At 61.4% G+C, this 24181-nt stretch carries 27 protein-coding genes; 11 read left to right on the top strand and 16 right to left on the bottom strand.

Features of this window, described 5'->3' with window-relative positions:
• Nucleotides 1-20: 20 nt before the first annotated feature.
• The 7 genes from NW822_RS00985 to NW822_RS00955 form a co-directional block, all read right to left on the bottom strand.
• Nucleotides 21-662 (bottom strand): HEAT repeat domain-containing protein, encoded by a 642-nt coding sequence (locus NW822_RS00985; RefSeq protein ID WP_414403219.1) that lies wholly within the window; start codon nt 660-662, stop codon nt 21-23.
• Nucleotides 663-704: 42 nt separating this feature from the next.
• Nucleotides 705-1496 (bottom strand): HEAT repeat domain-containing protein, encoded by a 792-nt coding sequence (locus tag NW822_RS00980; protein WP_414359361.1) that lies wholly within the window; start codon nt 1494-1496, stop codon nt 705-707.
• A 64-nt stretch (nt 1497-1560) separates the two neighbouring features.
• On the bottom strand, nt 1561-1824 hold the full coding sequence (locus NW822_RS00975) for a phycobilisome linker polypeptide (protein WP_414403218.1): 264 nt from the start codon (nt 1822-1824) through the stop codon (nt 1561-1563).
• A gap of 263 nt (nt 1825-2087) precedes the next feature.
• A complete protein-coding gene (locus NW822_RS00970) occupies nt 2088-2576 on the bottom strand; it encodes a phycocyanin subunit alpha (protein WP_414359365.1) in 489 nt (162 codons plus the stop codon).
• Nucleotides 2577-2720: 144 nt separating this feature from the next.
• The gene (locus tag NW822_RS00965) at nt 2721-3242 is read right to left on the bottom strand and encodes a phycocyanin subunit beta (protein WP_414360029.1); all 522 of its coding nucleotides are present in this window, start codon (nt 3240-3242) and stop codon (nt 2721-2723) included.
• 373 nt (nt 3243-3615) lie between these two features.
• Nucleotides 3616-4431 carry a tryptophan synthase subunit alpha gene (gene trpA, locus NW822_RS00960; protein ID WP_414359366.1) on the bottom strand — a complete coding sequence of 272 codons (816 nt, stop codon included), beginning with the start codon at nt 4429-4431 and terminating at the stop codon, nt 3616-3618.
• 47 nt (nt 4432-4478) lie between these two features.
• The gene (locus NW822_RS00955; RefSeq protein ID WP_414403217.1) at nt 4479-5891 is read right to left on the bottom strand and encodes an ABC transporter substrate-binding protein; all 1413 of its coding nucleotides are present in this window, start codon (nt 5889-5891) and stop codon (nt 4479-4481) included.
• A 99-nt stretch (nt 5892-5990) separates the two neighbouring features.
• On the opposite strand from NW822_RS00955, the gene NW822_RS00950 reads away from it, so the two are divergent.
• The 7 genes from NW822_RS00950 (at nt 5991) to NW822_RS00920 (ending at nt 12809) form a co-directional block, all read left to right on the top strand.
• Complete coding sequence (locus NW822_RS00950) at nt 5991-6809, top strand: class I SAM-dependent methyltransferase (protein ID WP_414359370.1); 819 nt, start codon at nt 5991-5993, stop codon at nt 6807-6809.
• 97 nt (nt 6810-6906) lie between these two features.
• Nucleotides 6907-8265 carry a histidine phosphatase family protein gene (locus tag NW822_RS00945; RefSeq protein ID WP_414403216.1) on the top strand — a complete coding sequence of 453 codons (1359 nt, stop codon included), beginning with the start codon at nt 6907-6909 and terminating at the stop codon, nt 8263-8265.
• Between the two features lie 9 nt (nt 8266-8274).
• Nucleotides 8275-9603: a dihydroorotase gene (locus tag NW822_RS00940; RefSeq protein ID WP_414359374.1), complete on the top strand. Its 1329-nt coding sequence runs from the start codon at nt 8275-8277 to the stop codon at nt 9601-9603.
• Nucleotides 9584-10765, top strand: a complete 1182-nt coding sequence (locus NW822_RS00935; protein WP_414403215.1) for an L-threonylcarbamoyladenylate synthase — start codon at nt 9584-9586, stop codon at nt 10763-10765. The genes NW822_RS00940 and NW822_RS00935 overlap by 20 nt, the downstream gene beginning before the upstream one ends.
• On the top strand, nt 10735-11274 hold the full coding sequence (gene purE / locus NW822_RS00930; RefSeq protein WP_414359378.1) for a 5-(carboxyamino)imidazole ribonucleotide mutase: 540 nt from the start codon (nt 10735-10737) through the stop codon (nt 11272-11274). Before NW822_RS00935 ends, purE begins: the two co-directional genes overlap by 31 nt.
• A 75-nt stretch (nt 11275-11349) precedes the next feature.
• Nucleotides 11350-12129, top strand: coding sequence for a hypothetical protein (locus NW822_RS00925; protein ID WP_414359379.1), 780 nt, complete (start codon nt 11350-11352; stop codon nt 12127-12129).
• 281 nt (nt 12130-12410) lie between these two features.
• Nucleotides 12411-12809: a fasciclin domain-containing protein gene (locus NW822_RS00920; protein ID WP_414403214.1), complete on the top strand. Its 399-nt coding sequence runs from the start codon at nt 12411-12413 to the stop codon at nt 12807-12809.
• Between the two features lie 109 nt (nt 12810-12918).
• On the opposite strand, the gene NW822_RS00915 is transcribed toward NW822_RS00920, so the two are convergent.
• Nucleotides 12919-13164 (bottom strand): hypothetical protein, encoded by a 246-nt coding sequence (locus tag NW822_RS00915; protein WP_414403213.1) that lies wholly within the window; start codon nt 13162-13164, stop codon nt 12919-12921.
• Between the two features lie 253 nt (nt 13165-13417).
• On the opposite strand from NW822_RS00915, the gene menD reads away from it, so the two are divergent.
• Nucleotides 13418-15226: a 2-succinyl-5-enolpyruvyl-6-hydroxy-3-cyclohexene-1-carboxylic-acid synthase gene (menD, locus tag NW822_RS00910; RefSeq protein ID WP_414403365.1), complete on the top strand. Its 1809-nt coding sequence runs from the start codon at nt 13418-13420 to the stop codon at nt 15224-15226.
• Here the strand turns inward: menD and miaA are convergent.
• The gene (gene miaA / locus NW822_RS00905; RefSeq protein ID WP_414359386.1) at nt 15150-16166 is read right to left on the bottom strand and encodes a tRNA (adenosine(37)-N6)-dimethylallyltransferase MiaA; all 1017 of its coding nucleotides are present in this window, start codon (nt 16164-16166) and stop codon (nt 15150-15152) included. The genes menD and miaA overlap by 77 nt on opposite strands.
• Before the next feature lie 503 nt (nt 16167-16669).
• Here miaA and NW822_RS00900 point away from each other — a divergent pair.
• Entirely contained in the window at nt 16670-17371 is a 702-nt protein-coding gene (locus NW822_RS00900; protein WP_414403212.1) for a hypothetical protein, read from the top strand.
• A gap of 77 nt (nt 17372-17448) precedes the next feature.
• Here NW822_RS00900 and rpe read toward each other — a convergent pair whose 3' ends face one another.
• Together rpe and NW822_RS00890 are read right to left on the bottom strand one after the other, a co-directional pair.
• The gene (gene rpe, locus NW822_RS00895) at nt 17449-18159 is read right to left on the bottom strand and encodes a ribulose-phosphate 3-epimerase (RefSeq protein WP_414403211.1); all 711 of its coding nucleotides are present in this window, start codon (nt 18157-18159) and stop codon (nt 17449-17451) included.
• A gap of 45 nt (nt 18160-18204) precedes the next feature.
• Nucleotides 18205-18489 (bottom strand): hypothetical protein, encoded by a 285-nt coding sequence (locus tag NW822_RS00890; protein ID WP_414359392.1) that lies wholly within the window; start codon nt 18487-18489, stop codon nt 18205-18207.
• Between the two features lie 353 nt (nt 18490-18842).
• Here NW822_RS00890 and NW822_RS00885 point away from each other — a divergent pair, with 353 nt between their 5' ends.
• Nucleotides 18843-19238 carry a VOC family protein gene (locus tag NW822_RS00885; RefSeq protein WP_414403210.1) on the top strand — a complete coding sequence of 132 codons (396 nt, stop codon included), beginning with the start codon at nt 18843-18845 and terminating at the stop codon, nt 19236-19238.
• Nucleotides 19239-19243: 5 nt separating this feature from the next.
• Nucleotides 19244-20827, top strand: a complete 1584-nt coding sequence (locus NW822_RS00880; protein WP_414403209.1) for an NAD(P)H-hydrate dehydratase — start codon at nt 19244-19246, stop codon at nt 20825-20827.
• On the opposite strand, the gene NW822_RS00875 is transcribed toward NW822_RS00880, so the two are convergent.
• From NW822_RS00875 to NW822_RS00855, 5 genes are all read right to left on the bottom strand, one after another.
• A complete protein-coding gene (locus NW822_RS00875) occupies nt 20787-21620 on the bottom strand; it encodes an undecaprenyl-diphosphate phosphatase (protein ID WP_414360031.1) in 834 nt (277 codons plus the stop codon). The two genes, NW822_RS00880 and NW822_RS00875, sit on opposite strands and share 41 nt — an antisense overlap.
• A gap of 89 nt (nt 21621-21709) precedes the next feature.
• A complete protein-coding gene (locus NW822_RS00870) occupies nt 21710-22279 on the bottom strand; it encodes a DUF2808 domain-containing protein (protein WP_414403208.1) in 570 nt (189 codons plus the stop codon).
• 190 nt (nt 22280-22469) lie between these two features.
• On the bottom strand, nt 22470-22655 hold the full coding sequence (psbZ, locus tag NW822_RS00865; RefSeq protein WP_414359399.1) for a photosystem II reaction center protein PsbZ: 186 nt from the start codon (nt 22653-22655) through the stop codon (nt 22470-22472).
• 165 nt (nt 22656-22820) lie between these two features.
• A complete protein-coding gene (locus NW822_RS00860; protein ID WP_414403207.1) occupies nt 22821-23513 on the bottom strand; it encodes a queuosine precursor transporter in 693 nt (230 codons plus the stop codon).
• Nucleotides 23513-24169: a response regulator gene (locus NW822_RS00855; RefSeq protein WP_414359402.1), complete on the bottom strand. Its 657-nt coding sequence runs from the start codon at nt 24167-24169 to the stop codon at nt 23513-23515. The genes NW822_RS00860 and NW822_RS00855 overlap by 1 nt, the downstream gene beginning before the upstream one ends.
• Nucleotides 24170-24181: the final 12 nt, after the last annotated feature.

Genomic DNA, 24181 nt, shown 5'->3' with positions numbered 1-24181 from the left:
AACGAAACAACAAGAAGAGGCTACAGCTCAGTAGCCAGCTCCTCCTGGCTTAGGCGAGCGCGGAGAGGGATCAAAGGATCCGCATCCTGCAAAGCTGTCTGCAGGGCTGCCTTGGCAGCAGGTCGCAGGGAAAGCTCCCCTAGGCGGGCTAGGTCCGTTAGGGCTGCAACAGCGGCATAGCGCACTCCCCAATCGGCATCCCCTAGGCATTGCTGGAGTAGCTGCAAAGCTCGCTCTTGATCGGACAAGGGGCGTTGGGCAGCCACCCGTCCCAGTCCCCGTGTTGCTGCCCGCCGCACGCTAGGGGCGAAATCAGCCACAATGAAGTCGACCAAAAGGGGGTAAGCATCCCCATGGCCAATGCGGGCTAAGGCTCGCACCGAGTAGGCCCGCGCCCCATAGTCAAAGCCGTCAATGTTGGCTAGCAAGGGCTGTACCGCCGCTTCTCCAAAGCGCAACACCTCCTCCAGAGCTGCCTCCCCCACAGCAGGGCGGTTGAAGCCAAAAGCGCGAATGAGCAGGGGGATCCCTTCTACCTGGCCCAGGGAGCCCAGAGCTCGTACCACGCCTAGCAGTTCCGCCTCTGAGGTGGCCTGCTCCAGTTGGGCAGCCAGTTGAGCCACAGCAGGAGGAAGCACTTGCGCAGGGGATGAGGAGGACATAACCGGCCTAGAAGCTAAGGTGAGGTCAAAAAAGTCCCAGCTCTAAAACAGCCTGTCAAGGTGGGGGATGATTGCCGCTGCCACCTGATCTGGCGGCACCCACCCCAACTGCAAGGCCACGTCAAATAGCCGCTTTAGAGCATTGAGGCGCAGGTTAAGGGCCACATTGGCAGTGGCCAACAGGGGGGCTCCTGCAAGCCAGCCCGATTCAGCTAGGTCGAAGAGGGCTGCCTGGCGCAAGCTAAAGTTGGGGTGGGCTAGCAGCGCCACCAAAACTTGAGTTAGCTCCTCCGCTTGGGTAAAGCGATAGAGGACCCAAGCTGCTGCTGAACGCACCCGCTCTGAAGGGTGATCCAAGAAAGGCCGAATGGCTGCTTCAGCTTCGCTAGCGTTGAGGTGGCCCAGCGCCTCAATGAAAGCCTCCCAAGGCTGCTCCTCCTGCGACTTTAACAAAGCTAGCAGGGGCTGCACTGCTCGTCTGTCTCCCAGCTGGGCTAGGGCGTAGGCCGCCTCTTCCCGCACCAGCAAATCGCTGCAGCTAAGCGCCTCAATCAGCCCAGGCACAGCCCGGACATCGCCAATTTGCCCTAGAGCTTTGGCGGCGTTGCGCCGCAGCGGGTAGCCTCCCAGGGCAGTGCGATCTCGCTCGTCTTGCAACGCCAACAGCAAGGGCTCAACTGCCCGCCCATCGCGCATAGTGCCCAAGTACCAGGCGGCGTAGTAGCGCTCCTGCGGATCGTCCCCTTGCAGCCAGGCTATTGCCTGCTCCCAGGTAAGCTGCTGGGGCAGCACTGCCGTGTTGGAGGCTAGACGAGCTATTGCAGAGCCATTCATGAAGCCAGGGCAACTTTTTCAACAACTGCTTGCCTAGAGCCAAGCCCCAGGGCAGTAAGATCCCTTACTGGACAGGAGGAGTAGGGCCTTGGGCAGGGGATCCCGAGAGAGGGATAACCCGGAGAACCCTGCCACCCATCCGTAGAATGCGCCGCATCTCAGCAGACAGCCGGCTGTAGGGGACGGTAAGCGTAGCAGTGCTGCGGCGCACTTTCTCTGAGGTACTCAGGGCCTCAGGTGGGTTGAGTAGGCCAGTGTACTCAATTCTGTAAACCCGACTACCGGCTTCTGTCAGAGCCTCTGGGCTACTGGTGCTTTGACCGAACATACTTTTCCCCGCTGCTTGAATAGTTGTCTTGCCACTCCCGCTGCCCAAGCTCGGAAGAGGCCTACACAGTTAGCAAAAGAACCCTAGGAGGCACTGTCAAGCTGCCTTCCCATCCCTTCGGTTAAGCCTGCAGGCAGACAACCCAGTCCCTAGGAGAGCTTGGTTACTAGGAGCTAGGGAGCTTACCTCCACCCAGGTTGCTGCCTGCTAGGCAAACCAAAAGAGATTGGCTCAATGGCTAAGGAGCCCTATCTTTACCTCCCCTAGCTGAGGGCGTTGATGGCGTAATCGAAGTAGATGGCCGCTTCATTGGCCGCTTGGCCCTTCAGCATGCCCAGAGCGCGGCTCTTCATGTGCTGCAGAGCCACGATGTACCAGCTGGGGGAGAGGTTAAAAGCGCGGTTCACTTCCCGCAGACCAGCCACCAAGTATTCGTCGAGGGGGCCGGTGCCACCGGCAACCAGCGAGTAGGTGATAAAGCGCAGGTAGTAGCCGATGTCACGGGCGCACTTGGCCTGAAAGACCTCGCCATGCCCCATCTCCCCTGGTTGGCTTAGGTAGGGGAAGCGCTTGAACACTTCTTGCACCGCTTCGCGCACCAGCGTCTGTTGGTTTTGGGTCAATACACGAGCTGCTTCTAGAGAGGCGGCAGCCCGCTGGTAGCGACCACTCACAGCCTGCAGCTCGCTGGCGTTGAGAAAACGCCCTTGATTGTCAGCAGCGGCAATTGCCTCAGTAATAACAGTTTTCACCTTTCAACTCCTCAATGCGTTCACTGCTAGCAAAAACAGACCTTAAGCAGCCAGTCCACCCCAAATTGGGGGACTTCTGCTTGCTACTAAAAGAAGCTTTGCTTAGCACGGGCCAAGCCGGCCCCCGCTAAAAACCAAGACACCCTACACAATGGCGGCAGCAGCTTTGTCGAAGTAGCTGGCCACTTCGCTTTGGATTGCTGAGCAGTCGCCAGGGGTGATGCCGTTTGGATCCATGATCTTGGCCAGGGCTTCTCTCTTCATAGCCGCAATGGCATTGGCCATGGAGCTGGTGGGCACTCCCAGAGCAATGTAAGTTTCCCGCAGACCGTTCAGGCAGCGATCTTCCAGCACGGAGCTGTCTCCCGCCAAGGTGGCGTAGGTAATGTAGCGCAAGATGATCTCCAGGTCGCGCAGGCAAGCAGCCATGCGGCGGTTGGTGTAGGCGTTACCGCCGGGAGCAATTAGATCTGGCTCCTGGGCAAACAGAGAACGAGCTGCGTTAACCACAATTTGAGCAGCGTTGCTGGTCATGCGGTTGACGGCATCCAGGCGCTTGTTGCCTTCTGCCACCAAAGCCTCTAAACGAGCAAAGTCTTGTTCACTTAAAAAAGCGCCACGCGCATCTGCCTGAGTAATTACCCGGGTAAAGGCGTCTTGCATAATGGATCTCCTCTTGGTTTTTTCCCAAAGTAAGGATGAGCGACTGGCTGATCCTCTCAAAAGCTAGCTGCTCAGCCTCGCTGGATGCGGGATCCGTTCGCCCAAAAACCGGGGATCCTGTGAAGGGGGCTCAAAACTACCTCCACCGAAGCCCCAGATTTTGAGACCGGCCGACAACTCCTACAACTTTCAGACAGCCGAGCATCCAGGACAATTTTATAGCGCGGGAGCGATGAGTATTTTGTGAAGATTTACAAACAATCAGATCGGCCTGGCCGGCAAGCTCCTCGTTCTGCCAGTGCAGTGAGCGGGCAATTGGTCGACAGGGGAGCTAAAAAATGTAAATATTCGTTTCATTTCTTTTCCGCTGCAGCCATCAAGAGTGCGGGGCCCCTACTCCTTGCAGGGCAGCCTTGAGCTCGCGGCAGAAGCAAGCAATTTGTTGCAGGCCGTGGGCAGGGGTGGGCGCCTTGGCCAGCCGTTGCACAAAGGCGCTGCCGACAATGGCGGCATCGGCTCCCCAGAGGGCAATCTGGCGAGCCTGGTCGGGGGTAGAGATGCCAAAGCCCACCCCAATCGGCAGGGAGGTGGATTGGCGCAACTGCTGCAGCAAGGTTGGGAGCCGCTGCTCGAGGGTGGCCCGCTCGCCAGTGACGCCGGTGGTGCTGACCAGGTAGATAAAGCCCTTAGAGTGTTGGGCAATGCGCCGCATGCGCTCGGGGGGGCTGGTAGGGGCCACCAGTAAGATGAGGTCGATCCCCTCTGCCTGCGCTGCTTCCCGCAGGGCTCCGGCCTCTTCTAGGGGCAGGTCAGGGACGACTAGGCCAGCACAGCCAGCCTGGCGCAGCTGCTGCACAAAGTTGGGGATGCCGAGCTGGTAGATGGGGTTGTAGTAGGTGAAGAGGATGAGAGGGGCCCGCAGCGAGAGGCACCTCAACCCCTGCAAAATGGCGCCCAAGGTCACGCCCCGCCTAAGGGCACGGGTAGCTGCTGCTTGGATCACCGGCCCATCGGCCAGGGGATCCGAGTAGGGCACCCCCAGCTCGATGAGATCAGCGCCGTGGTGATCCAGCACCTGCAGAGCCTCAAAGGTGGTTTGCAAGTCGGGATCCCCGGCGGTGAGGTAGGGGATAAGGGCGGCTTCACCGCGGCTGCGCAGCGCCTGGAAACAGGCTGTGATCCGGCTGGGCATGGGATCCGACCCCTCTGGTTTTTTGGAGAGCATTACCACTCTAGCGCCTAGGGGGATCCCTGGGGGATGGGCACAAAATCGTAGCCCGTACCGGAGCGGTTGCCCCGTTCGACGCGCACCAGCACGTAGGGGGCATCGCGGTCGCCGGAGGGCAAAAAGTGCACCTCCCCGGAAGCGCCGTCTGGCAAGCGGAAGTTGGGGTCGCCAAGGGCAGTGAGAATGCCGCTGCGGCTGGGGGATCCCTGCCGAAGGGCCTGGAGAAAAACACGGGTGGCGTCGTAGGCCAGGGCGGTGCGCCAACTCACCTGCCCTCCCCACATCTGGGCTGCCTTCTGGGCAAAGCCGCGGCTGCGGGGAAGATCGGGGTGCCAGGGCACCGCCACCACCATGCCCTCCACCGCTGCTCCCCCTTCCTTGAGCGTGGTGAGGCTAAAAAGCACATCTCCCCCCACCAGGGCAAGGGGTTGGCCGCGGAGGGCGTTCTGGCGGGCAACGGCCAGCGCTTGTTGGGCTACGGAAGCCGTAGGCGCCAAGAAAGCCACCTGGGATCCCTGCTCCAGCGCTCTCTGGAGGCTGGCCTGGGGGTTGAAATCGGCGGCTGTTAGGTCGAAGGTGGCCAGCACAATCCCCCCTTCGCTGGTCAGGGTGGAGGCAAAGGCGTCGCGCAGGCTGGTGCTGTAGGCGCTGTTGGGGTTGTAGAAGATGGCCACCCTCTGCAGGCGCAGTTTGTTAAGGACATAGCGGGCCAGTTGCGTGCCAGCAATCTGGTCGGAGGGGACGGTGCGAAAGATGGCGTTCCCCAGCAGGCTGATGCGGGTGCTGGTGGAGGTGGAGGAGATCATAGCCAGGCCGGCAGCCTGATAGATCTCAGCCGCCGCCAGGGTGGCATCGCTGGCGTTGTGGCCGATCACCCCCAAGATCTCAGGCCGGCCCACCAGGGCTTTGGCCACTGCCACCGCTCGCTCTGGGTTATCCCCGTCGTCGGCAATCACCACCCGCAGCAGCCGCCCTGCAATACCCCCTTGCTGAAATAGCTCCTCTTGGGCCTGGGCCACGCCCCGCAGCGTCTCTTTGGCGCGGTTCGGGTTGCTGGAGATGGGCACCACCACGGCTATGCTCAAGGGGTTGCCCTGCTGCTGGGCGCGGGCGTTGTTGAGGAAAATGCGAGCTTCCGGGTCGTTGCGGTTGTTCTGTAGCCCCATCTCTAGGAGCGGGATCGCCGCCCTAAAATTGCCCTGGCGGATGAGCTCTGCCGCGGCCACGGCGGCGGGGCTGCTATCGGCAAAGAGGGTGCGCTCGCCGCTGGTTAAGAGCAGATCCTGGGCCCCACTGCCCAACCCTGGCAGCGAGATCCCTTGCGGCCAGCGAAGGTAGCCCGCCCGCCAAGCGCGATGACCGCCCCAGAGGAGCAGGAGTCCCAGAACAATGTAAACGATGGGTGGCGGAGACTTGGCAACCATGGAGGAGTTGCAGCAGGGCCAGCTGCTCCAGAATGGAAGTAGGCCCAAAAGGAGGCCGCCTCGCTAGCATTGGCCATTGGGCGATACCGTAGTCTTCCCATGATAGAGGCTGTCGAAAACCCTGTGCCGCAGGATCCGCTGGAGCAGGCGCTCTGGGACTGGCACCGGGGCCAAGCCAAGGGAGCTTTGCGCCTGCACGCCTACAGCGCTGAGGGGATCCCGCTGGCAGAGGAGCCCCAGGTGATCTCGCCGGAGGTGTTCTTCACCCAGGAGCTGCCGGAGGTGGAGGCCCTGGCTTTGGATCTCTGTCGAGGTCGCGTGCTGGACATTGGTGCCGGCACAGGCCGCCACAGCCTGCTGCTGCAGGAGGAGGGGTTGGCTGTGGCCGCCCTGGATCGCTCTCCGGTGGCGTTGCAGATCATGGCCGAACGGGGGGTGCGCTGCCGTATTGCCGCCGACCTGTTTCACTGGGCAGGGCCGGAGGAGCCCTTCGATACGCTGCTGTTGCTGATGAACGGCGCCGGCCTAGTGGGATCCCTGGCGGGGTTGGAGCGTTTTCTGCGCCTGGCTCGCCCTTGGATTCAGCCTATGGGTCAGTTGCTCTTGGACTCCACTGAGCTCAGCGACTTTGGCGAAAACCCAGCGCCTCTAGAGGATCTGCTGCCGCGAACTCCAGAGCCGGCCATTCCTGCGGATCCAGAAACCAGGGTTTTAGAAGAGGAAGGGAGAGGGGAGGTAAAAACCAAGGTAGTCAACTTTGTGGCCGAATACAACGGTCAGCGCGGGGATCCCTTCCCCTGGCTCTTTGTAGATCCAGAGACCCTGCTGCACTATGCCCACGCCAACGGCTGGCAGGGACAAATTCTCTACCAAGAGCCGGGGGGAGCTTTCCTGGCGCGGCTCACCCCCTTGTACTAGTCCGAGCGGGAGTTCCTTGAGGTGAGGCCAGCCAAACCCCCAGTAGGGCTCTAGGCGATACTTTAGAAGAGGTCCTTGAGTTCAATCAGTACCAACAATGGCTCAGCCTGCCCTGCGCATCCTGCTTGTGCGCCACGGTGAGAGCACCTTCAACGTCGAAAATCGCATCCAAGGCCGCTCCGATCTCTCTCGCCTCACCCCCAGCGGAGAAGCGCAGGCACAGCGGGTAGCTGAGGCTCTAGCCGGGATCCCCTTGGATTATGTCTACTGCAGCCCTCTCTCCCGCGCCCTCGACACCGCCCACATTCTTCTCAGGGAGCGAGGGGGGATCCCGTTGCTGATTAGTGAGCAGCTGCGGGAGATTGACCTAACGGAGTGGGAAGGCTTGACCTTTGCCGAGGTGAAGGAGAAGTACCCGGAAGAGTACTACCGCTGGCGGTACCACCCCGACGAGCTGGAGCTGGGGGGACGCTTTCCAGTGCGGGATCTCTGGCAGCAGGCGCAGGTCTTTTGGCAACAGTTGGCTGAGCAGGTGCAGTTGGATCCCCGCTCGGAGCGGGGGAGTGATCCTACGCATCCCCTCAACGTTCTTATCGTCGGCCACAGCGGCCTCAACCGTGCCCTGGTCAGCACGGTCATTGGCTTGGGGCCAGTCCACTACCACCGTCTGGGGCAAAACAACTGTGCTATCAGCGTTCTTAACTTCCCCCAGGGCCTGGGGGGACCAGTGCAACTGGAATCTTGGAACATCACCGCCCATCTGGGCCAGCCTCTGCCCAAGCGCAAGCAGGGGATGCGCATTCTGCTCGTGCGACATGGCGAGACGCAATGGAACCGGGAGCAACGCTTCCAGGGGCAGCGGGATATTCCCCTCAACGCCACCGGCGAGGAGCAGGCAGCCAAGGTGGCCGAGTTTTTGGCGGATCAGCCGCTGCACCTGGCCTTTTCCAGCCCCCTCAAGCGGCCCTGGGCTACCGCTGACGCCATTTGTCGCCACCACCCCCACCTCATCCTGCGCCCAATGGTGGAGCTGCAGGAAATCTGCCACGGCGACTGGGAGGGCAAGCTACAGAGTGAAGTGGAAGCCGAATACCCCGGCGAGCTGGAGCGCTGGCAGCGGGATCCTGCCGCCGTGCAGATGCCCAACGGGGAAAACCTCTACCAAGTTTGGGCCCGCACTCGCTCGGCCTGGGAAGAAATTTTGACCACTACGGCTGCTCAGTTTCCAGAAGGTACGGCAGTGGTGGTAGCCCACGATGCCATCAACAAGGCCATTATCTGCCAGTTGTTCGACCTTTCTCCTCATGCCTTTTGGATCTTCAAGCAAGGGAATGGCGGCATTACCGTCATCGACTACCCGGAAGGAAAGGAGGGTGCGCCAGTTTTAAGAGTGCTGAACCTCACCACCCACCTGTCCGGCCAGATTCTCGACTGCACCACTGCGGGCGCTCTCTAGGGGGTGAAGATGGGATCCCCTCTCCCTGTCGACCTGGGTTTGCCGGATATTTGCCTGCAAGGAGTACGCCTGTTGGATCCCTGGCGCCAGCGCGATGAAGTAGCTGATGTTTGGCTACGTCGGGGCCGCCTTCTCCTCGTCGAGGCAGCAGCGATCCCCGCCAAGGTTCCCCGTCTGGACGCCTCCAGCTGGGTGCTGGGCCCAGGCTTGATCGATCTGTACACCTACAGTGGCGAGCTGGGGGAGAGGGGCTTCTCCACTGGCCGCGAGACCCTCACCTCCCTGGCAGCAGCAGCGCGAGCAGGCGGATTTACCCAAGTTGGCCTCCTGCCCACTCCTGTCCCGGGGACGGCAGCTTTTCCGGTGCTGGATCAGCCAGAGCAGCTGGGCCGCTATCGCCGCCAGCGTGGGGATCCCCGCTGGCTGCCCTGGGCTGCCCTTAGCTTGGGTGACCGGGAAGAAGCTCCCAGCCCCTGGGGAGAGCTGGCCCACGCCGGAGCCATTGGCTTTGTGGCTCGGGTCGGCGGATTAGAGCCGCTGCGCTCCTTGGCTCTGCTGCGACGGGCCCTGGAGTATTTGCGACCTTGGAATAAGCCGCTACTGGTTTGGGCCTGGGATCCCACCCTGGCGGGCTCGGGCAGTCTCTACGAGGGAGTATGGGCCCTTCGCCTAGGGCTAAAGGGCATCCCAGCCAGTGCCGAAACTGCCGCCTTGGCCCGCCTCCTGGAAGTGCTGCGCAGCGTCCCTTCGCCGGCGCCGGTGCATGTGATGCGCCTTAGCCAAGCCCGCAGTCTAGAGCTTGTCCAGCAGGCCCAGGCAGAGGGGCTGCCGGTTACTGCCAGCACCACCTGGATGCACCTCCTCCTGTCGGAGGAAGCTGTCCTCGAGGGCGGCTACGATCCCAACCTGCGCCTGCTGCCTCCTCTGCCCCATGCTGCCGACCGGGAGGCCCTTATTGCCGGGATCCGCAGCGGCAACTTGGGCATCGCCACCGATCATGCTCCCTACACCTACGAGGAGAAAACCCTGCCCTTTGCCGAGGCTCCTCCTGGGGCCATAGGCCTGGAGTTGGCCTTGCCGCTGCTGTGGCAAAACCTGGTGGAGACGGGATTGCTAACAGCGCTACAGCTCTGGTCGGCCCTCAGCCTCTACCCGGCCCGCTGCCTGGGGCTGGAGCCGCCCTGTCTGGATCCCGGCAGTGACTGGGTGCTCTTTGATCCAACCCATACCTGGACAGTTTCAGCAGCTACCCTCCGCTCCCATTCCCAAGCCACTCCCTGGTTGGGCAAGACCCTGCGCGGCAAGGTGTTGCACACCCATGTTGAAGAAGGAAGCTAGCCCTGAGGCCGAGACCGGCAAAACCCGTTCTCGTTGCCCGCAGGGCCGTGAATCCCCTCCCATGCAAACCCAGATCCTCCCCCCCACCCCTGAGCACCTTGCCCTGGCGGCCGAAGCGCTGCGGCAGGGCCAGTTGGTGGCCATGCCTACAGAAACGGTCTACGGCCTGGCAGGCCACGGCCTCAACGAGCAGGCGGTGGCCAAGATCTTTGCCGTCAAGGAGCGCCCTCGTTTCGATCCCCTGATCCTGCACCTTCCAGCCGGGATCCCTCTCGAGGGGCTGGAGGGGAAGCTAGTGGATCTGTCGGCTTTTACTGCCACCGCTCGCGCTCGCCTGGGATCCCTTGTCGCCACCTTCTGGCCGGGCCCGCTGACCTTGGTGCTACCCAAGGGCCCGCAGGTGCCGGATCTCGTCACCAGTGGCTTGCCCACCGTGGTGCTGCGGGTGCCGGCCCACCCCGTAGCCCAAGCTTTGCTGCAGGCAGTTCAGGTGCCTTTGGCTGCCCCCAGTGCCAACCGCTTTGGCCGCCTCAGCCCCACCTCGGCCCAGGCTGTCTACGCCGAGTTGGCGGGGCGGATCCCCTATATTTTGGACGGGGGGGAGTGTGCCGTGGGCGTGGAATCGACAGTCCTCAAGCTTAGCCCCGATGGCACCCCCACCTTGCTGCGCCCCGGCGGGATCCCGCTGGAAGTTTTGGCATCCCACCTCGATTTGCCCCTCAGCTCTCCCCCTGCCCCCGGAAGCGGCGAGAGGCCGGAAGCTCCAGGACAACTGAGCAGCCACTACGCCCCCGGCAAGCCCCTCTGGTTGTTACCCGTTGCCTTTGCCCAGCTCCAGCCCGAGGACTGGCAACAGTTGCGGCGATCGGCAGTGGGACACTCCCACCTGGGCATTCTCAGTTTTGCTGCCAAACCGGAAGCGCTGGCAGAAAGCCTCTTCCGCCACTGGCCTGAAGTTGCCTTTACCCTAGAATGCCTGGGCCCCGATCCCAACTTGGCGGCCCGCGGCCTCTTTGCCAGCCTGCGCCGCCTGGATGAGGGAGCAGCCACTCTGCTATTGGCTGAACCGCCACCGGTCGTCACCGGCCTAGGTTATGCAATTATGGATCGGCTACGACGGGCCAGCCGCTTATGGAAGCCTCCCCTCTCGTCGCTATCGTGATGGGCAGCGACTCAGATCTGCCTACCCTAGCCCCTGCCGCCCAGGTGTGTGAGGAGTTCGGGATCCCCTATCACCTCCAGATCCTCAGCGCCCACCGCACGCCGGAAGCAATGGTGGAGTTTGCCCGCCGCGCCCATACCCAAGGGATCCGCGTCATCATTGCCGGCGCCGGCGGGGCAGCCCACTTGCCGGGGATGGTGGCGTCTCTAACTCCTCTGCCGGTCATTGGGGTGCCGGTGTTTAGCCAATCCCTACAGGGGCTAGACTCCCTCTACTCGATTGTGCAGATGCCCAAAGGGATCCCCGTGGCCACTGTAGCCATCGGCAATGGCTACAACGCTGGACTCTTGGCCGTGCAGATCCTAGCTAGCGGCGATCCCGCCCTGCAACAACGGGTGCTGGCCTATCGGGAAAGCCTCAAGCAGAGCGTGCAGGAGAAAAATGCCCGCTTGCAAGCCCAAGGGTGGAAGGCCTATCTAGCTGGCCTCAGTGGGGCAGAGCGCTCTTAGCATAGTTGAGGGGACGCCGGCCTAGGGGGCCAGCGGATCCCCTCTAGAGGAAGCGCAGCTTTGGGAGTTCCAGCGGTGAAGAAGGGAACGGAGCGCCCCTCCCCTGGCCAGGGATCCTGGCGAGAGTATCTGCAGCGGGTTCAGAAAGGGGCAGTAGAAGTGGGATCCCAGGTGGCCCTATGGATGCTTGCAGGGCCGCAGTGGCGGGTTCTGGCTTTGTCGGGCTTGGCCCTGGCGGGGCTGGCTTTTTGGCACTGGCGCCTGGCCCTTTCCTTAGCGGTGGGCACGGGGGTGATGCTAGGGGTGTACGCGGCTTGCAGCCCTGAGTTTAGCCGCCGCTGGCAGGAGTGGCAAGCTTGGCTGCGCCAAGCCGATCGCTCCCTGCTGCTGGCTGGGGCGGGGGGGGCAGGCGCTGCCCTCGGTACCTACCTTGTGGTCTCAATCTGGGCAGAAGCCAGCCAACGCTGGCTAGCCACGGGCGCCATTGTGCAGGGGCTGGTTACGCTGGCCCTGCTGCTGCTGCTGTTTGGGGAATGGCTCAGCCGCCGGCAGGAGCGGCGGCGTTCCCAATTGGAGCGGGATCTGGGTGACATTGCCTCCCCCGATCCCTACAGGCGGCTGCTGGGCGTGCGCCGGCTGCAGAGCCTTATGCCCCATTTGGATCCCGAACAAACCCGGCTAGCAGTGGACTATCTACGCCTGGCCCTTGACCAGGAAACAGTGGCTGTCGTGCGGGAGGCCCTCTTGGAAGCCCTGCAGGGATGGGGGATCCTGCGCCGCCTCAACGATTTGACCAGTCTCCAGCAACCCGAAGGTAGTGGCGATCCCTCGGCAAGCCGTAGGGGCAACGCCTAAACGGCCAGCGGCTTCAAGAGTTGGTTAGGTGTAATCGCCCTTCAGGGATAGCTTTTGCCCCCTCGAGGAGAAAAGGGAACTCGAGCTAGAGCTTCTCCGTCGTAAAGGAGTGTAAACCTACTCTTCACGGAGGGTTACATTGCATGATTCGCAATCTCTTCGCGCTCTCTTTGGTCGTTGCCTCGGCCGCTACGTTGGCTGCAGCCCCTGGAGTCCATGCCAGTAGCCCCAGCCCAGCGCCTGAAAGCGCGAAGACTGCGGCTCCTGCCCAAAAAACCATCGTGGATGTTGCTGCAGAGGCTGGCTCCTTCACCACCCTAATCAAAGCCCTGGAGGCTGCTGACCTGGTGAAGACCCTCTCTGACAAAGGTCCCTTCACCGTTTTTGCCCCGACGGATGAGGCCTTTGCGGCCTTGCCGAAAGGCACTCTAGACGACTTGCTCAAGCCAGAAAACAAGGAGAAATTGAAGCGAGTGCTCAGCTATCATGTGGTGTCTGGCGAACTTCTCTCTCAAGATCTAAAGGCCGGTAAGCTGACTACCCTTGCCGAAGCCCCTGTGGAGATCGTCGTCAAGGATGGGATCCAGGTCAACGACGCCAAGGTGGTAACCCCTGATCTCAAGGCCTCCAACGGCGTTATCCACATCATTGACAAGGTAATCCTGCCACCAGAGAAATAACCTTTTTGGCCTCCTGAATCTGCAGAAAGCCCACCCAGAGCCCCCAGCTCCAAGGCTAGGGGCCTTGGACTGCAACGGGGGCTCCCTGGCTTCTTGGCTTTTGGGATTTTTACACTCCTTCAATACCAACACTGGAGGTGTAGATTGCCTCCACGGATACACCAGCCACCCGCCGGGGACGCACGATCATGTACTCATTGTCCATTTGCTTGGGCAAGGGGATGAACTCGTCCCCGCCCACCATCAGCTGGTTGATTAGCTCTGTGTATTCTCTGGCTTCCTTGACCCGTACCTGCAGGGTTTGACCCCCTTCCAGCATGATGTGAATGAGGTAGCCATCGGGTTTCCTGGGCATGGGTGCTCCTGCTTGGCTGCAGCAAAGGTCGATAAGGGAGGTTCTCATGAACATAACATTATTCCCCCCTCGGGGAGACCTGACCAAGCTGTGGCTCCTCTTGCAGGCAGGGGAGAACATCCTCCCTTAGTAGCCATAGCCAGCGAGGGACGGGAGGAGGACCCCTAGAGAGTTCCCCTGGGAGGGTCGGTGGGCATAGAGTAACAGGATGAGCCCACTGTGGGTTACTTCCTCACTTCCTCTGGTGGCTGGGATGGCCAACACCCCTCTCCCTCAACGGCTGGACTGGCGCAACCTCAATGCCCTTTGGGGATCCGTTTTGGCCGAGACCTTGAGCCGGCTGGGTTGTCGGGTGGCCGTGGTGTGTCCAGGATCCCGCTCTGCCCCCCTCACCTGTGCGCTAGCGCGGCACCCCGAGATCGAGGCCATTCCAGTGCTGGATGAGCGGTCAGCGGCCTTTTTTGCCCTTGGCTTGGCCCAGCGGCTGCGGCAGCCCGTTCCCCTCGTTTGTACCTCCGGCAGTGCTGGTGCCCATTTTTTCCCTGCCCTGATCGAGGCAGCAGAAAGTGGCTGGCCACTTTTGGTGTTGACGGCGGATCGGCCGCCGGAGCTGCGCCACTGCCGCGCCGGTCAGACCATCGACCAGGTAAAGCTCTACGGCCATTACCCCAACTGGCAGGCAGAGTTGGCAGTGCCCAGCGCCGACCTGGAAGCTCTGGCCTACCTGCGCCAAATGATTGTCCACGCCTGGGAACGCGCCCTCTACCCCTTTCCCGGCCCCGTGCATCTCAACGTGCCCTTGCGGGATCCCTTGGCCCCTGTTGCTGATGGCAGCACTGCGCCTCTAGTCCATTTGCAGGAAGATCCTGAGTTTGAGAAGACCTTTTTTCGGGGGGTGGCTCCTGCTGGATTTCCCTTTCCGACAAGGCGGAACTCTTCTCAGCTAGAGACAGCTCCTTTTTGGCAGGAGTGGTGCAGCTGCGAGCGGGGGGTGATCTTGGCAGGGCCAGCCCAGCCGGCAGATCCCCAAGAGTACGTGGCAGCAGTGGCCCGTTTGTCGCTGGCTCTGGGCTGGCCGGTGCTGGCGGAGGGACTCTCCCCCTTGCGCAACTACGCTTCCCTTAACCCTTACCTCATCACTACCTACGACTTCCTCTTGCAGCGGGGGGATCCCTTGCTCTGGCCGGAACAAGTCATCCAACTGGGATCCCTGCCCACCAGCAAGGTGCTACGGCAAGTTCTGGCGCAAGCGGCTCCCCGCACCTGGCTACTCGACCCCCGTCCTCAGAACGCCGATCCCCTCCACAACTCCACAACCCACTTGCCCTACACAGTAGAGGAGGTGGCGGCAGGGATCCCGGCAGGCAAGGCCAAGGCAACCGCTTTTCTGCAAACCTGGCTGAGGGCGGAAGCAAAAGCTCGGGTTGAGCTGGATCGCCTGCTGGCGGCTGTGCCGGAGTGGTTTGAGGGCAAGGTTGCCTGGTGGCTGGCCCACCACCTGCCTCCGGAAACGCCGCTATTTATTGCCAACAGCACGCCGGTGCGGGATGTGGAGTGGTTCTGGCCGCCCAACGACCGCCGCATCCGGCCTTACTTTAACCGCGGCACCAACGGCATCGACGGCATCCTCTCGACTGCCTTTGGAGTGGCCCACCGCTATCGCCCGACGGTGTTGCTGACTGGGGATCTGGCCTTTCTACACGACTGCGGTGGCCTGCGGCTTAGCTCTCAGCTACAGGGATCTCTAACCATTTTGCTCATCAACAACCAGGGAGGAGGGATTTTCGAGCTACTGCCCATTGCGGAGGTGGGCCGCCAGGGGCTCAATCCTCCCTTTGAGCCCTACTTTGCCACTCCCCAGGCGGTAGATTTTGCTCGCCTCTGCCAGGCTCACGGCATTCCCCACCAGCGGCTGGAGACGTGGGAGGAGCTGGCTCAAGCCCTGGATCCCTTGCCCGCCCAAGGGGTGCAAGTGTGGGAGATCGTTACCAATCGGCGGGCGGACGCGCAGCGACGGCAGGAGTGGTTTCGGCGCTGGTCTGAGCCGCCCTCCACGCCATAACCCGGTTCCAAATCTGCTCCGGCAGATCCTCAGCCTCGCAGTCTAGCCACTGGATCCCTGGCATGGCCCGAAACCAGGTCATCTGCCGTTTGGCAAACTGGCGGGTACGCCGCACAATCAAAGGCTGGAGCTCCGCCTCTGGGATCCGCCCTTCTAGGTAAGCACTAATCTCCGCATAGCCCAAGGTCTGCAGAAGAGGCAAGTCCGGCCCATAGCGCTCCCGCAGCGTCTTTACCTCCTCGATCCACCCCTGCTCCAGCATTGCCGCTGTGCGCCGGGCAATGCGTTGTTCTAGACGGGGCATCGGGCAGTGCAGCCCCAAGATCAAGATGGGGTAGTTGGGAGGGTGGGCCTGCCGCAGGCGGGAAGCCGGCTTCCCGGTGGTGTAGATGATCTCTAAAGCCCGCAGGGTGCGCACCTCGTCATGGGGGTGAATCTGCCGAGCGGCCACGGGATCCAACTGCTGCAGCCAGGCGTAGCGGATCTCAGGCGGCCACGTCTCCAATTGAGCGCGCAACTGGGGCTGCGGGGGAACTGCCGGGATCCCCAGCCCTGCAGTGATAGATTGGATGTAAAGCCCCGTCCCCCCCACCAGAATGGGAGTCTGTCCCTGCCGATGGGCCTCGGCAATGCGGGCTTGGGCGGCTCGTTGGAACTCGGCCACAGTGTAGGTGTGGCGGGGATCCACAAAGTCAATGAACTCATGGGGCCAAAGGGCCCGCTCAGCAGGGGTGGGCTTGGCGGTGCCGATGTCAAACTCCCGGTAGACCTGACGAGAGTCGGCGTTCAACAGGGGGGATCCCAGCCGCCGGGCCAGCCACAACGCCTGCTGCGACTTGCCGGTGGCGGTGGGGCCAGCAATAACGATGAGCCCCGGCCCTACGGTCGAGGAGGGAGCTTCTCGGCAGTCGCGCCCAGTTGGATACGGGTTTTGATCCATCCGCTGTCGGCAAGAAAGTTCACCCAGGGCAGCAGGTTAAGATTTCTAAGGAACCTCAGCACTGTGAGTGAACGACTCCCGACCCTCGTCTTCGTTGAGTAAACCCACCCTGGCTTACGACAGGCTGCGCGAACAGCTAGCGTACGGGCTTCGCATTTTTTGTTGGTCCAGAGGCCTCGGCCTGCTGCCACCCTACGACCCCCAGCACGAACAAGTTAGGGAAATTACTTGTCCCCCCTAGTTGTAGCACGAACGGCTTTCGTCCCGACACTACATGGAACTCCAGTGCAGGGCTTCCCGCTGGTTAAGCTAGAATAAGGCATTCATGGCCCCTATCCTCTTCCTGGCCTCTTGATCTCCCCGTGATCTCATCTTACGTCCCTGCTTCTCTAGCTGCGTTGGGCGGGGCGTGGCCTTGGTTTGAGCTGCCCCTGGTCAGGCTGTTGCTACGGGCGGCACGGCGAGGGCTGGCCAGCCTTGGTAGAGCAGTTGGAGCAGGTATCTTGGCAGCACTGCTGACGTGGGAAGGTTACCCAGCGCGGGCAGAAGTTTTGGTGCTCAAGCAGGGAGAAGTGCGCACGCTGCCCCTCTTGCAAACGCGGGCCCGACCGTCCTGGCAGATGGAAATGCTCTATTTGGGCATGGTGGAGGAGCGCTTCTTAAGCTACGCCCGCGCCAACAATTGGGAAGCCCTCTCCAGCGACCGGGAGGATCCCCGCTGGAGCCGCTGGCAACTGCGCCCCGGGGGTGAGGCTCTCTACTTGCCGGGTGCCCCTTCGTCGCGGGATCCCTCCGTGCCCCCCCTCTATGCCCGCGGGTTTTATGTGGAGGCCTACTTCATGGGCGGGCGCCTAGTGGGGATGCACCTGATTTATAACCCAGAGGAACCGGGCTTCAATCCAAGGCAGCTGCAAAGACTTGTCCGCGCTTGGTTCCCCGATAACCGCCTGATGGTGTACTACCAGGTGCTGCCGGAGGATCCCGACCAGCAGGTGCTAGAGGCCTACTGGGGTACTATCCCTCCTCCCTACCTTGCTGACATTCAGCGCAACAGCCGCCTGCCTTTCTGCCAGGTTTTTTTCAGCCCTACTTCGCCCCAGCCAATCACTCCTCCTTCCACGCCTTCCCATTGCCTCGTCCAAGCCGCCAGTGAGGAGGGTACGGTGCCTTCGGCTACCCAGCAGGAGACCGCCGCTCTGCGCTAGAATTTCGGGCTCGTCCTTCCATCCCTGCTCCTCTGTGCCTTGGCCTGAGAGGAGCGCAAGAGCACGGTTTTCCCAAATCAAACCGTTACCAGCTCCGGGCGACGGCTGTTGCGGATAGCGCGAATAGCCTCCCCATAGTCTTTGGCCTTGAACACGGCCGAGCCGGCCACGATGGCATTGGCCCCCGCCTCGATCACCTGCCAGGCGTTGCTAGCCTTGATACCGCCATCCACCTCGATCCAGGGATCCAGACCGCGCTCGTTGCAGAGGGCCCGCAGTTGGCGAATTTTGGGCACCACTGCTGGAATGAAGCTCTGGCCGCCAAAGCCGGGGTTGACGCTCATGATCAAGACCAGATCCACCAGATCCAGCACGTACTGGATGAGCTCCAAGGGGCTGGCCGGGTTGAGCACCACGCCCGCCTGTTTGCCCAGATCCTTGATTTGGCTGAGGGTGCGGTGCAGGTGAATAGTGGAGCTGGACTCGGCATGAACGGAGATAATGTCGGCCCCCGCCTTGGCAAAGTCAGCCACGTACTTTTCCGGCTCCACAATCATCAGGTGCACATCTAGGGGCTTGGCCGTAACCGGGCGCAGGGCTTCCACCACCAAGGGGCCAATGGTAATGTTGGGCACAAAGCGGCCATCCATGACGTCCACGTGGATCCAGTCGGCCCCCGCCTCATCCACTGCCCGCACTTCTTCTCCTAAGCGGCTAAAGTCTGCCGAGAGGATGGAAGGGGCAATAACAAGTGGCTTTTGCCCAGAGGTCGCTGACGGCTGAGTCATGGTGAGTATCCAAGTTGTAAACCGCAAAACAGGGGGCCTGCTCCTCTATGGTACGGGGTTTGATCCCCTTTGCAAAGCACCACCCTGCTTCTCAGCTTGGAACCTAGGGGTGGGGATCCCGACGAAGCTGGCCCCCCGGAAAACTTGGGCCAGATGACCCCAGGGATGCGGCGGCTGGGCGTTGCTCTGCGGCTCTGGAGCAGCCTGTTCTGAAGGAGCTGGGTTCACCTCTTCTTCCAACCGCAGGGCAAGCTGCTGTAATTGCAAGTAGATGCCGTTAACAGCCAGCATGGCCAAGACGGTGCCGAAAAACTTGGTGTGGGATCCCATAGACCAACCCCTAGGCAAGAAGCAAGATAGAGGATATTTTCGTCGCCGCTGCCCTAGCTCCACCTTAGTGTCTGGGCGGAACAGGCCCTTGGAGATTACTCTCGCCAGCTTCAAGGCCTTGCGGTGAACGACTCCCGACACTCATCTTCGTTTTAGATAGCGTACGGGCTTCCCGCTTCACAGACTTGTTGGTACAGAGGTCTCAGCCTACTGCCACCGGGCGACCCACGGCAGGAACCAGTCAGGGAAACTCTCCAGAGATTTAATCAATAATTGTAGGACGAACAGCTTTCATCGCGACACTGATATAAATACAGTGCGGGGCTTCCCGCTGATTAAGCTAAAGCAACGTCATGAGCACCTATCAACACCTCCACACCGCCCTTTGGGTTAGCGATCTGGCCAGGGCCGAGCATTTCTACGCAACTGTGCTCGGGCTCCCCAAGGCAGAGCGGTTTCCCTTTAACTTTCCTGGCGCTTGGTACCAGGTGGGGTCTTCGCAGATTCATTTGATCGTCCCTGAGGAGCCGCTTGACCAAGGGCAGCAAGCCAGTCGTGGCAGCAAGGCGAAGTGGGGGCGCCTTCCCCATGTGGCCCTGGGAGTGGAAGATCTGGAGGCGGTAAAGGCCCGCCTGCTGCAGGCAGGCTATGAGGTGCAGCTCAGCGCTTCCGGGCGGGCGGCTGTGTTTGTTCGGGATCCCGACGGGAATGTGATCGAGCTGAGCTCCATAAGCCCCCCTCAGCCATGACCGCCATGCCAGAGCCCTCTTTGCCCCAGCCAAGCAGCCTCCTCCGCTCCTTTGACCCGGCCACCGCCTTGGTCAGCTCGGCGCAGATGCGGCGTCTTGAGGAGGAGATCTTCGCTGCCGGCATGCCCGTGGCCGCCCTGATGGAGAAGGTGGGGCTGGCCGCCTTTGCCCAGTTGCAGCAGGATTTTCCCCAGGTGCAGCGGATTGGCATCCTCTGCGGCACGGGGCACAATGGCGGCGACGGCTTGGTGGTTGGGCGAGAGCTGCGGCTAGCCCAAAAGGAGGTGAAGGTTTGGTTGGGGAAGCCGGATCTCAAGCCCCTAACCGCTAACCACGCCCGCTACCTCAGGGCGCTGGGGGCGGAGTTTGTGGAGCGGGTGGAGGCGTTGGCCGACTGCGATCTGCTCATTGACGCCCTCTTTGGCATTGGCCTAAACCGGCCCCTGGGGGATCCCTGGGCGGGGGCGGTGGAATGGGCCAACGGCAGCGGCATTCCCATCCTCAGCCTGGACTTGCCCTCCGGCCTCAACGACCAGACAGGCGAGATCTGGGGCTGCTGCATCCGCGCCAGCCACACCTATGCCCTGGGCCTCTGGAAACGGGGCCTGTGGCAGGAGGCGGCTCTGCCCTGGGTAGGACGGCTGCATCGCCTTGATTTTGGCATCCCCCCTTGGGTCTGCCTAGCAGGGGCGGTTCCCCAGCTATTGCTGAACCCTTGGCCCCATTTTCCCCCTGACCCACCTTTGGATACCCACAAATATCGCCAGGGATCCCTGCTAGTGGTCGCAGGGTCGGCGGCCTATGCCGGGGCGGCGGCGTTGGCCGGGCTGGGATCCCGCGCCAGTGGCGTGGGCATGGTAACCCTGGCGGTGCCGGCGGAATTGAAGGGGCTCATCCACAGCACTTTGCCGGAAGTCTTGGTTCACCCCTGGGAAGGGATCCCGGCTCTGCCGCCGCTGGGCGAAAAACCTTTCCAGGCGGTGGCAGTGGGGCCCGGCCTAGGAGAAACCCGCCGGCGACTGCTGGAGAGCTTGCTGCAGGATTGGGCCGGGATCCCTTGGGTTATCGACGCCGATGGCCTTAATGCCCTGGCGGAGATGGGGGTGGAGCGCTTGCAAGAAAACGGGATCCAAGCCATCCTCACCCCCCACCTGGGGGAATTTCGCCGGCTTTTTCCAGGGATCCCGCTTGCGGATCGCATGGAGGCAGCCCAGAGAGCAGCAGCCCAGAGTAGAGCGGTGGTGGTTTTAAAGGGAGCACGGACGGTCATCGCCTCTCCTACGGGGGAATGCTGGGTCAACCCGGAGAGCACACCGGCTTTGGCCCGCGGTGGCAGCGGCGATGTCCTAACTGGCTTAATCGGCGGCCTGGTGGCGCGCAGAAGGGCCCAACTGGGTCAGTCGATGGGGATCGCGGAGCTGCTCAGTTGTGCCTGTGCTGGAGTGTGGTGGCACGCCCAAGCCGCTATCCAGCTGGCGGGGGAGCGGGGTCTAACAGGGGTGGATCCGGCCCACCTAGGGGAGTACCTGCCCAAAGCGCTAAGTCGGCTTAAGGTTGCAGGAACCCCAGGGCTAGCCCCAAGAAAATGAACAGGCCAAACCCAATCCGGTAGACGATAAACAGCCAGGTGCTGCTGCGCTGCAAAAATCGAATGAGCCAATCGATGGACCAGTAGGAGAAAACAAAGGCCGAGAGCGTCCCCAACCCCTGCGACAGCAGTGCCTCTGCCCTGAACTCGGCGATAAATTCCTCCACCCCGGCCAAAAAGAGGGCCGGGATCCCTAGCAAAAAGGAGTAGCGGGCGGCAGCCGAGCGCTGCAAATCCAGCAACAGAGCCGCTGTCAGCGTCACACCGGAGCGGGATACCCCTGGAATCAACGCCAAAGCCTGGGCCAGCCCTACCCAGAGCCCATCCCAAATGCCCAGGCTGTGCAGATCTCGCCGGCGTTTCCCCACCCGTTCCGCCCAGCCCAAAGCCAGTGCCAAGCCAATGGCGGCAGTAGCAATCACCCCCAACTGGCGGGGCGGGGATCCCCAAATGGCCTTGACGGCCCACCCGGCAACCCCAATTGGCAACGTCCCCACCAGGATCCCTATGAGCAGCCGCCAAGACTCCTGCTGGAAATCTCGCTCCTGCCAAGCCTTCCAGGAGCCAAGGAGCACCTGGCGCAGATCAGAGGCAAAGTAGATCAACACTGCCCCCAAGCTGCCCAACTGGATTACCGCCGCAAAGGAAGCGCCTGCATCTGGCCAGCCCAGCAAAGCCGGAACCACCCGCAGGTGCGCCGTGCTGCTAATGGGCAGAAACTCGGTGATCCCCTGCACCATGCCCAAGAGCAGGGCCTGCCACCAGTTGGGATACCAGGTGTCGGCTAGGACCAAAGACAACCTCTCCCTGGATGCCAGGCTACCGTTCGCCCCCAGCTCCTCTTTGGATCCCTTGAGGTTGTTGAAGCCAGAGGCAGCGGCCATTAGAAGGTAAGCCGCTCCGGATCGTCGATGGTGATGAGCCAGTTGCCCACCTTGCGGAAGAGCGGATTGGGCTCTGTCCCCTTTACCCGCGCTTCTACCCGGTAGATGCCGGCAGCGGAAGGATTGCGCACATTGGAGAGCACCAAGCGGATCTCCTGGCCGGCGGCAATGGGCTGACGGGCCACCACCTCCAAGGAGCGAAACTCCTCGTCCCAATACACTTCCGCCAGCTCCACTGGCTTCCCCTCCACCTCTAGGCGCACATTCTGGGGATCGATGACGGCATCAAAGTTCCTGTCCCCACTAATTAGAACTTCTGCTACCGCCACGTCCTGCGGTGGGATCGTCAGGCGATAGCGATCCAGCCGACCACGAATGCCGCGAAAATCCAGCCGATAGCTGAGGACAGGTACCCCCTCGCTGCCCGTGATGACAAAGCCCGACTGCCCCACTGCTGGACGGGACAGCAGCAGGGATCCCACTACACCTGCCACCGCCATCCCCAGCCGCACCCAGCCAAAAAGCTGCCAGCACTTTGCCCCTCTCACCACCCAAACCTCCCCAAACACGTCAGCGCCTCAGAGCTCTGCAATCGCTAGCAACTCAGCAAGCAGCAGAACCGTATCCAAAACACCCTCCATTCTAAATGGGTGGGATCCCCGCTCAGGGCTCAACAGAGTGCGGGGGTGCGCAGTTTTTCCCAGCCACCAGAACCTTGCAGTCCTGATGCTCTGCAACCTCCGGGAGCTGGTGGGAGGATCACTTAAAGAAACTAAGTACTCCCACCCCGATTACCATCAGCACCCAGAGCAGGGATCCCACCAAAAGGACATTCTTGGCCCGGCTCCAGTCGCTGGCTGAGCTAAGGAGCACTGGCACTGCCACCACCAGGAGCAAGCTGTAGAGCACCAACACCAACAGAGCAATTTGGAAAATGAGCATCATCTTTACGGATCCCTCACAAAAGTCTTGTCTTAGATAAAGGCTCCCGACAACAGCGGGCTGCCCAAGCCGGGCCGGCTTGCTGCGCACCGGCGGCAGGAGAGAAAGGATAACGCTCTGACTATACCAAAACTGGGATCCCTCTCGCCGGGGCAGCTGATGGATAAACTACCTAGATACAGACTGCATTCGGAAAGGGTTAAAGTCGGTTGCCACGTCAAAGTAGTCTTCCTGTTCCTGTTGCTTTAGCCAGCCGGTGATGGCGTAGGTCAGGGGCGTACAGACTGCCTCAACGGCACACTTGAACACGTAGTTGGAGACAATGAGGCTCATCAGACCGGGAAACACCCCCCAGAAGGCGATGAGAATAAACAGGCCCGTATCCACCGCCTGGCCCACCAACGTGGAGCTGATGGTGCGTGTCCACAGCCAGCGTCCCCGCGTCCACACCTTCAGGCGGGCCAGCACATAGGCATTGGCAAAGCTGCCGCTCCAGTAGGCAATAAGGCTGGCCAGTACAATGCGCGGGGTAAGGCCGAGAATCTGGTTGTAGGCTTCCTGGTAGGGCCAATCGGGGGCTGCCGGCAGGGATCCCACGATCATCAAGGTTACCGACATCAGGGCCGCTGAGAAAAACCCCAACCAGATCACCCGCCGCGAGCGGGCATAGCCATAGACCTCCGTGAGGATGTCGCCGAAAATGTAGCTGAGGGGAAAGAGAATAGTGCCGCCATCAAAGGTAAACGGCCCCAAAAGCACGATCTTGGCCGAGGCGATGTTGGAAATGAGCAGCACAGCCACAAACAGGGCCGTCACCGCATCCAGGTGCCGGTAGGCGCGCTCCAAGCCTTGCTCAGACATCAGGATCCCCCTAGCAGTTTACGAATATGCCGCAACTCCTTGACGATCAGGGCCAAGCCCTGACTGTGCCGTTCCACTTCGCTAGTGAGTTTACGGATCTGCTCTTCTAGACTAGCGCTGTGGGCTTCCTGACGGTCTAGGCGCTGGCTGAGGTTGACAAGCCGCGTCACCACCTCCCGCTGGATGAGGTTTTCCGTGCCTTGGATGAGCAGGGTCTCGATGGCGGTGAGCTTGTTCAAGAGCAACTGGGTGTTGGTTTCCGACCCCGGCTCTGGTGCCGCCTCAGGGGTCACCCGCAAGGCCTTTTGAATTTGGGCCAGAAGGGCTTCCGCCTCAAAGGGCTTTTCAATGAAGTCAAAATCGACAAAAGGCTCAGGGATGCGGGCTGTTACCTGCTCTTTCATCCCTGACATCATAATGACAGGGGTGTTTTTCAGGCTCTCCTCCCGCCGGATGGCCTGCAAGGTCTCGTAGCCATCCATGTTGGGCATGACGAAATCCAGCAAGATGAGATCGGGATGGTGCTTTTTGGCAACCTCCAAGCCCGTCAGGCCATCTTTAGCCTCCAGCACCTGGAATTGATCGGCCAAGATCCCAGCCACCATCTTGCGGATCATGATGCTGTCGTCAATGACCAACACCGTCTTGGCTGTCATGCTCGGGCGCTC

It is taken from the genome of Synechococcus sp. H70.2, assembly GCF_047462275.1.
Classification (GTDB): Bacteria; Cyanobacteriota; Cyanobacteriia; order Thermostichales; family Thermostichaceae; genus Thermostichus.
Note: the sequence above shows the minus strand (reverse complement) of the source record. Positions and strands in the feature narration are given on the sequence as shown.

Coding starts and splice junctions, on each gene's coding strand:
- NW822_RS00985 (WP_414403219.1), bottom strand. CDS start 662: ATGTCCTCCTCATCCCCTGCGCAAGTGCTTCCTCCTGCTGTGGCTCAA.
- NW822_RS00980 (WP_414359361.1), bottom strand. CDS start 1,496: ATGAATGGCTCTGCAATAGCTCGTCTAGCCTCCAACACGGCAGTGCTG.
- NW822_RS00975 (WP_414403218.1), bottom strand. CDS start 1,824: ATGTTCGGTCAAAGCACCAGTAGCCCAGAGGCTCTGACAGAAGCCGGT.
- trpA (WP_414359366.1), bottom strand. CDS start 4,431: ATGCCCAGCCGGATCACAGCCTGTTTCCAGGCGCTGCGCAGCCGCGGT.
- NW822_RS00955 (WP_414403217.1), bottom strand. CDS start 5,891: ATGGTTGCCAAGTCTCCGCCACCCATCGTTTACATTGTTCTGGGACTC.
- NW822_RS00950 (WP_414359370.1), top strand. CDS start 5,991: ATGATAGAGGCTGTCGAAAACCCTGTGCCGCAGGATCCGCTGGAGCAG.
- NW822_RS00945 (WP_414403216.1), top strand. CDS start 6,907: ATGGCTCAGCCTGCCCTGCGCATCCTGCTTGTGCGCCACGGTGAGAGC.
- NW822_RS00940 (WP_414359374.1), top strand. CDS start 8,275: ATGGGATCCCCTCTCCCTGTCGACCTGGGTTTGCCGGATATTTGCCTG.
- NW822_RS00935 (WP_414403215.1), top strand. CDS start 9,584: ATGTTGAAGAAGGAAGCTAGCCCTGAGGCCGAGACCGGCAAAACCCGT.
- purE (WP_414359378.1), top strand. CDS start 10,735: ATGGAAGCCTCCCCTCTCGTCGCTATCGTGATGGGCAGCGACTCAGAT.
- NW822_RS00915 (WP_414403213.1), bottom strand. CDS start 13,164: ATGCCCAGGAAACCCGATGGCTACCTCATTCACATCATGCTGGAAGGG.
- menD (WP_414403365.1), top strand. CDS start 13,418: ATGGCCAACACCCCTCTCCCTCAACGGCTGGACTGGCGCAACCTCAAT.
- miaA (WP_414359386.1), bottom strand. CDS start 16,166: ATGGATCAAAACCCGTATCCAACTGGGCGCGACTGCCGAGAAGCTCCC.
- rpe (WP_414403211.1), bottom strand. CDS start 18,159: ATGACTCAGCCGTCAGCGACCTCTGGGCAAAAGCCACTTGTTATTGCC.
- NW822_RS00890 (WP_414359392.1), bottom strand. CDS start 18,489: ATGGGATCCCACACCAAGTTTTTCGGCACCGTCTTGGCCATGCTGGCT.
- NW822_RS00885 (WP_414403210.1), top strand. CDS start 18,843: ATGAGCACCTATCAACACCTCCACACCGCCCTTTGGGTTAGCGATCTG.
- NW822_RS00880 (WP_414403209.1), top strand. CDS start 19,244: ATGCCAGAGCCCTCTTTGCCCCAGCCAAGCAGCCTCCTCCGCTCCTTT.
- psbZ (WP_414359399.1), bottom strand. CDS start 22,655: ATGATGCTCATTTTCCAAATTGCTCTGTTGGTGTTGGTGCTCTACAGC.
- NW822_RS00860 (WP_414403207.1), bottom strand. CDS start 23,513: ATGTCTGAGCAAGGCTTGGAGCGCGCCTACCGGCACCTGGATGCGGTG.
- NW822_RS00855 (WP_414359402.1), bottom strand. CDS start 24,169: ATGACAGCCAAGACGGTGTTGGTCATTGACGACAGCATCATGATCCGC.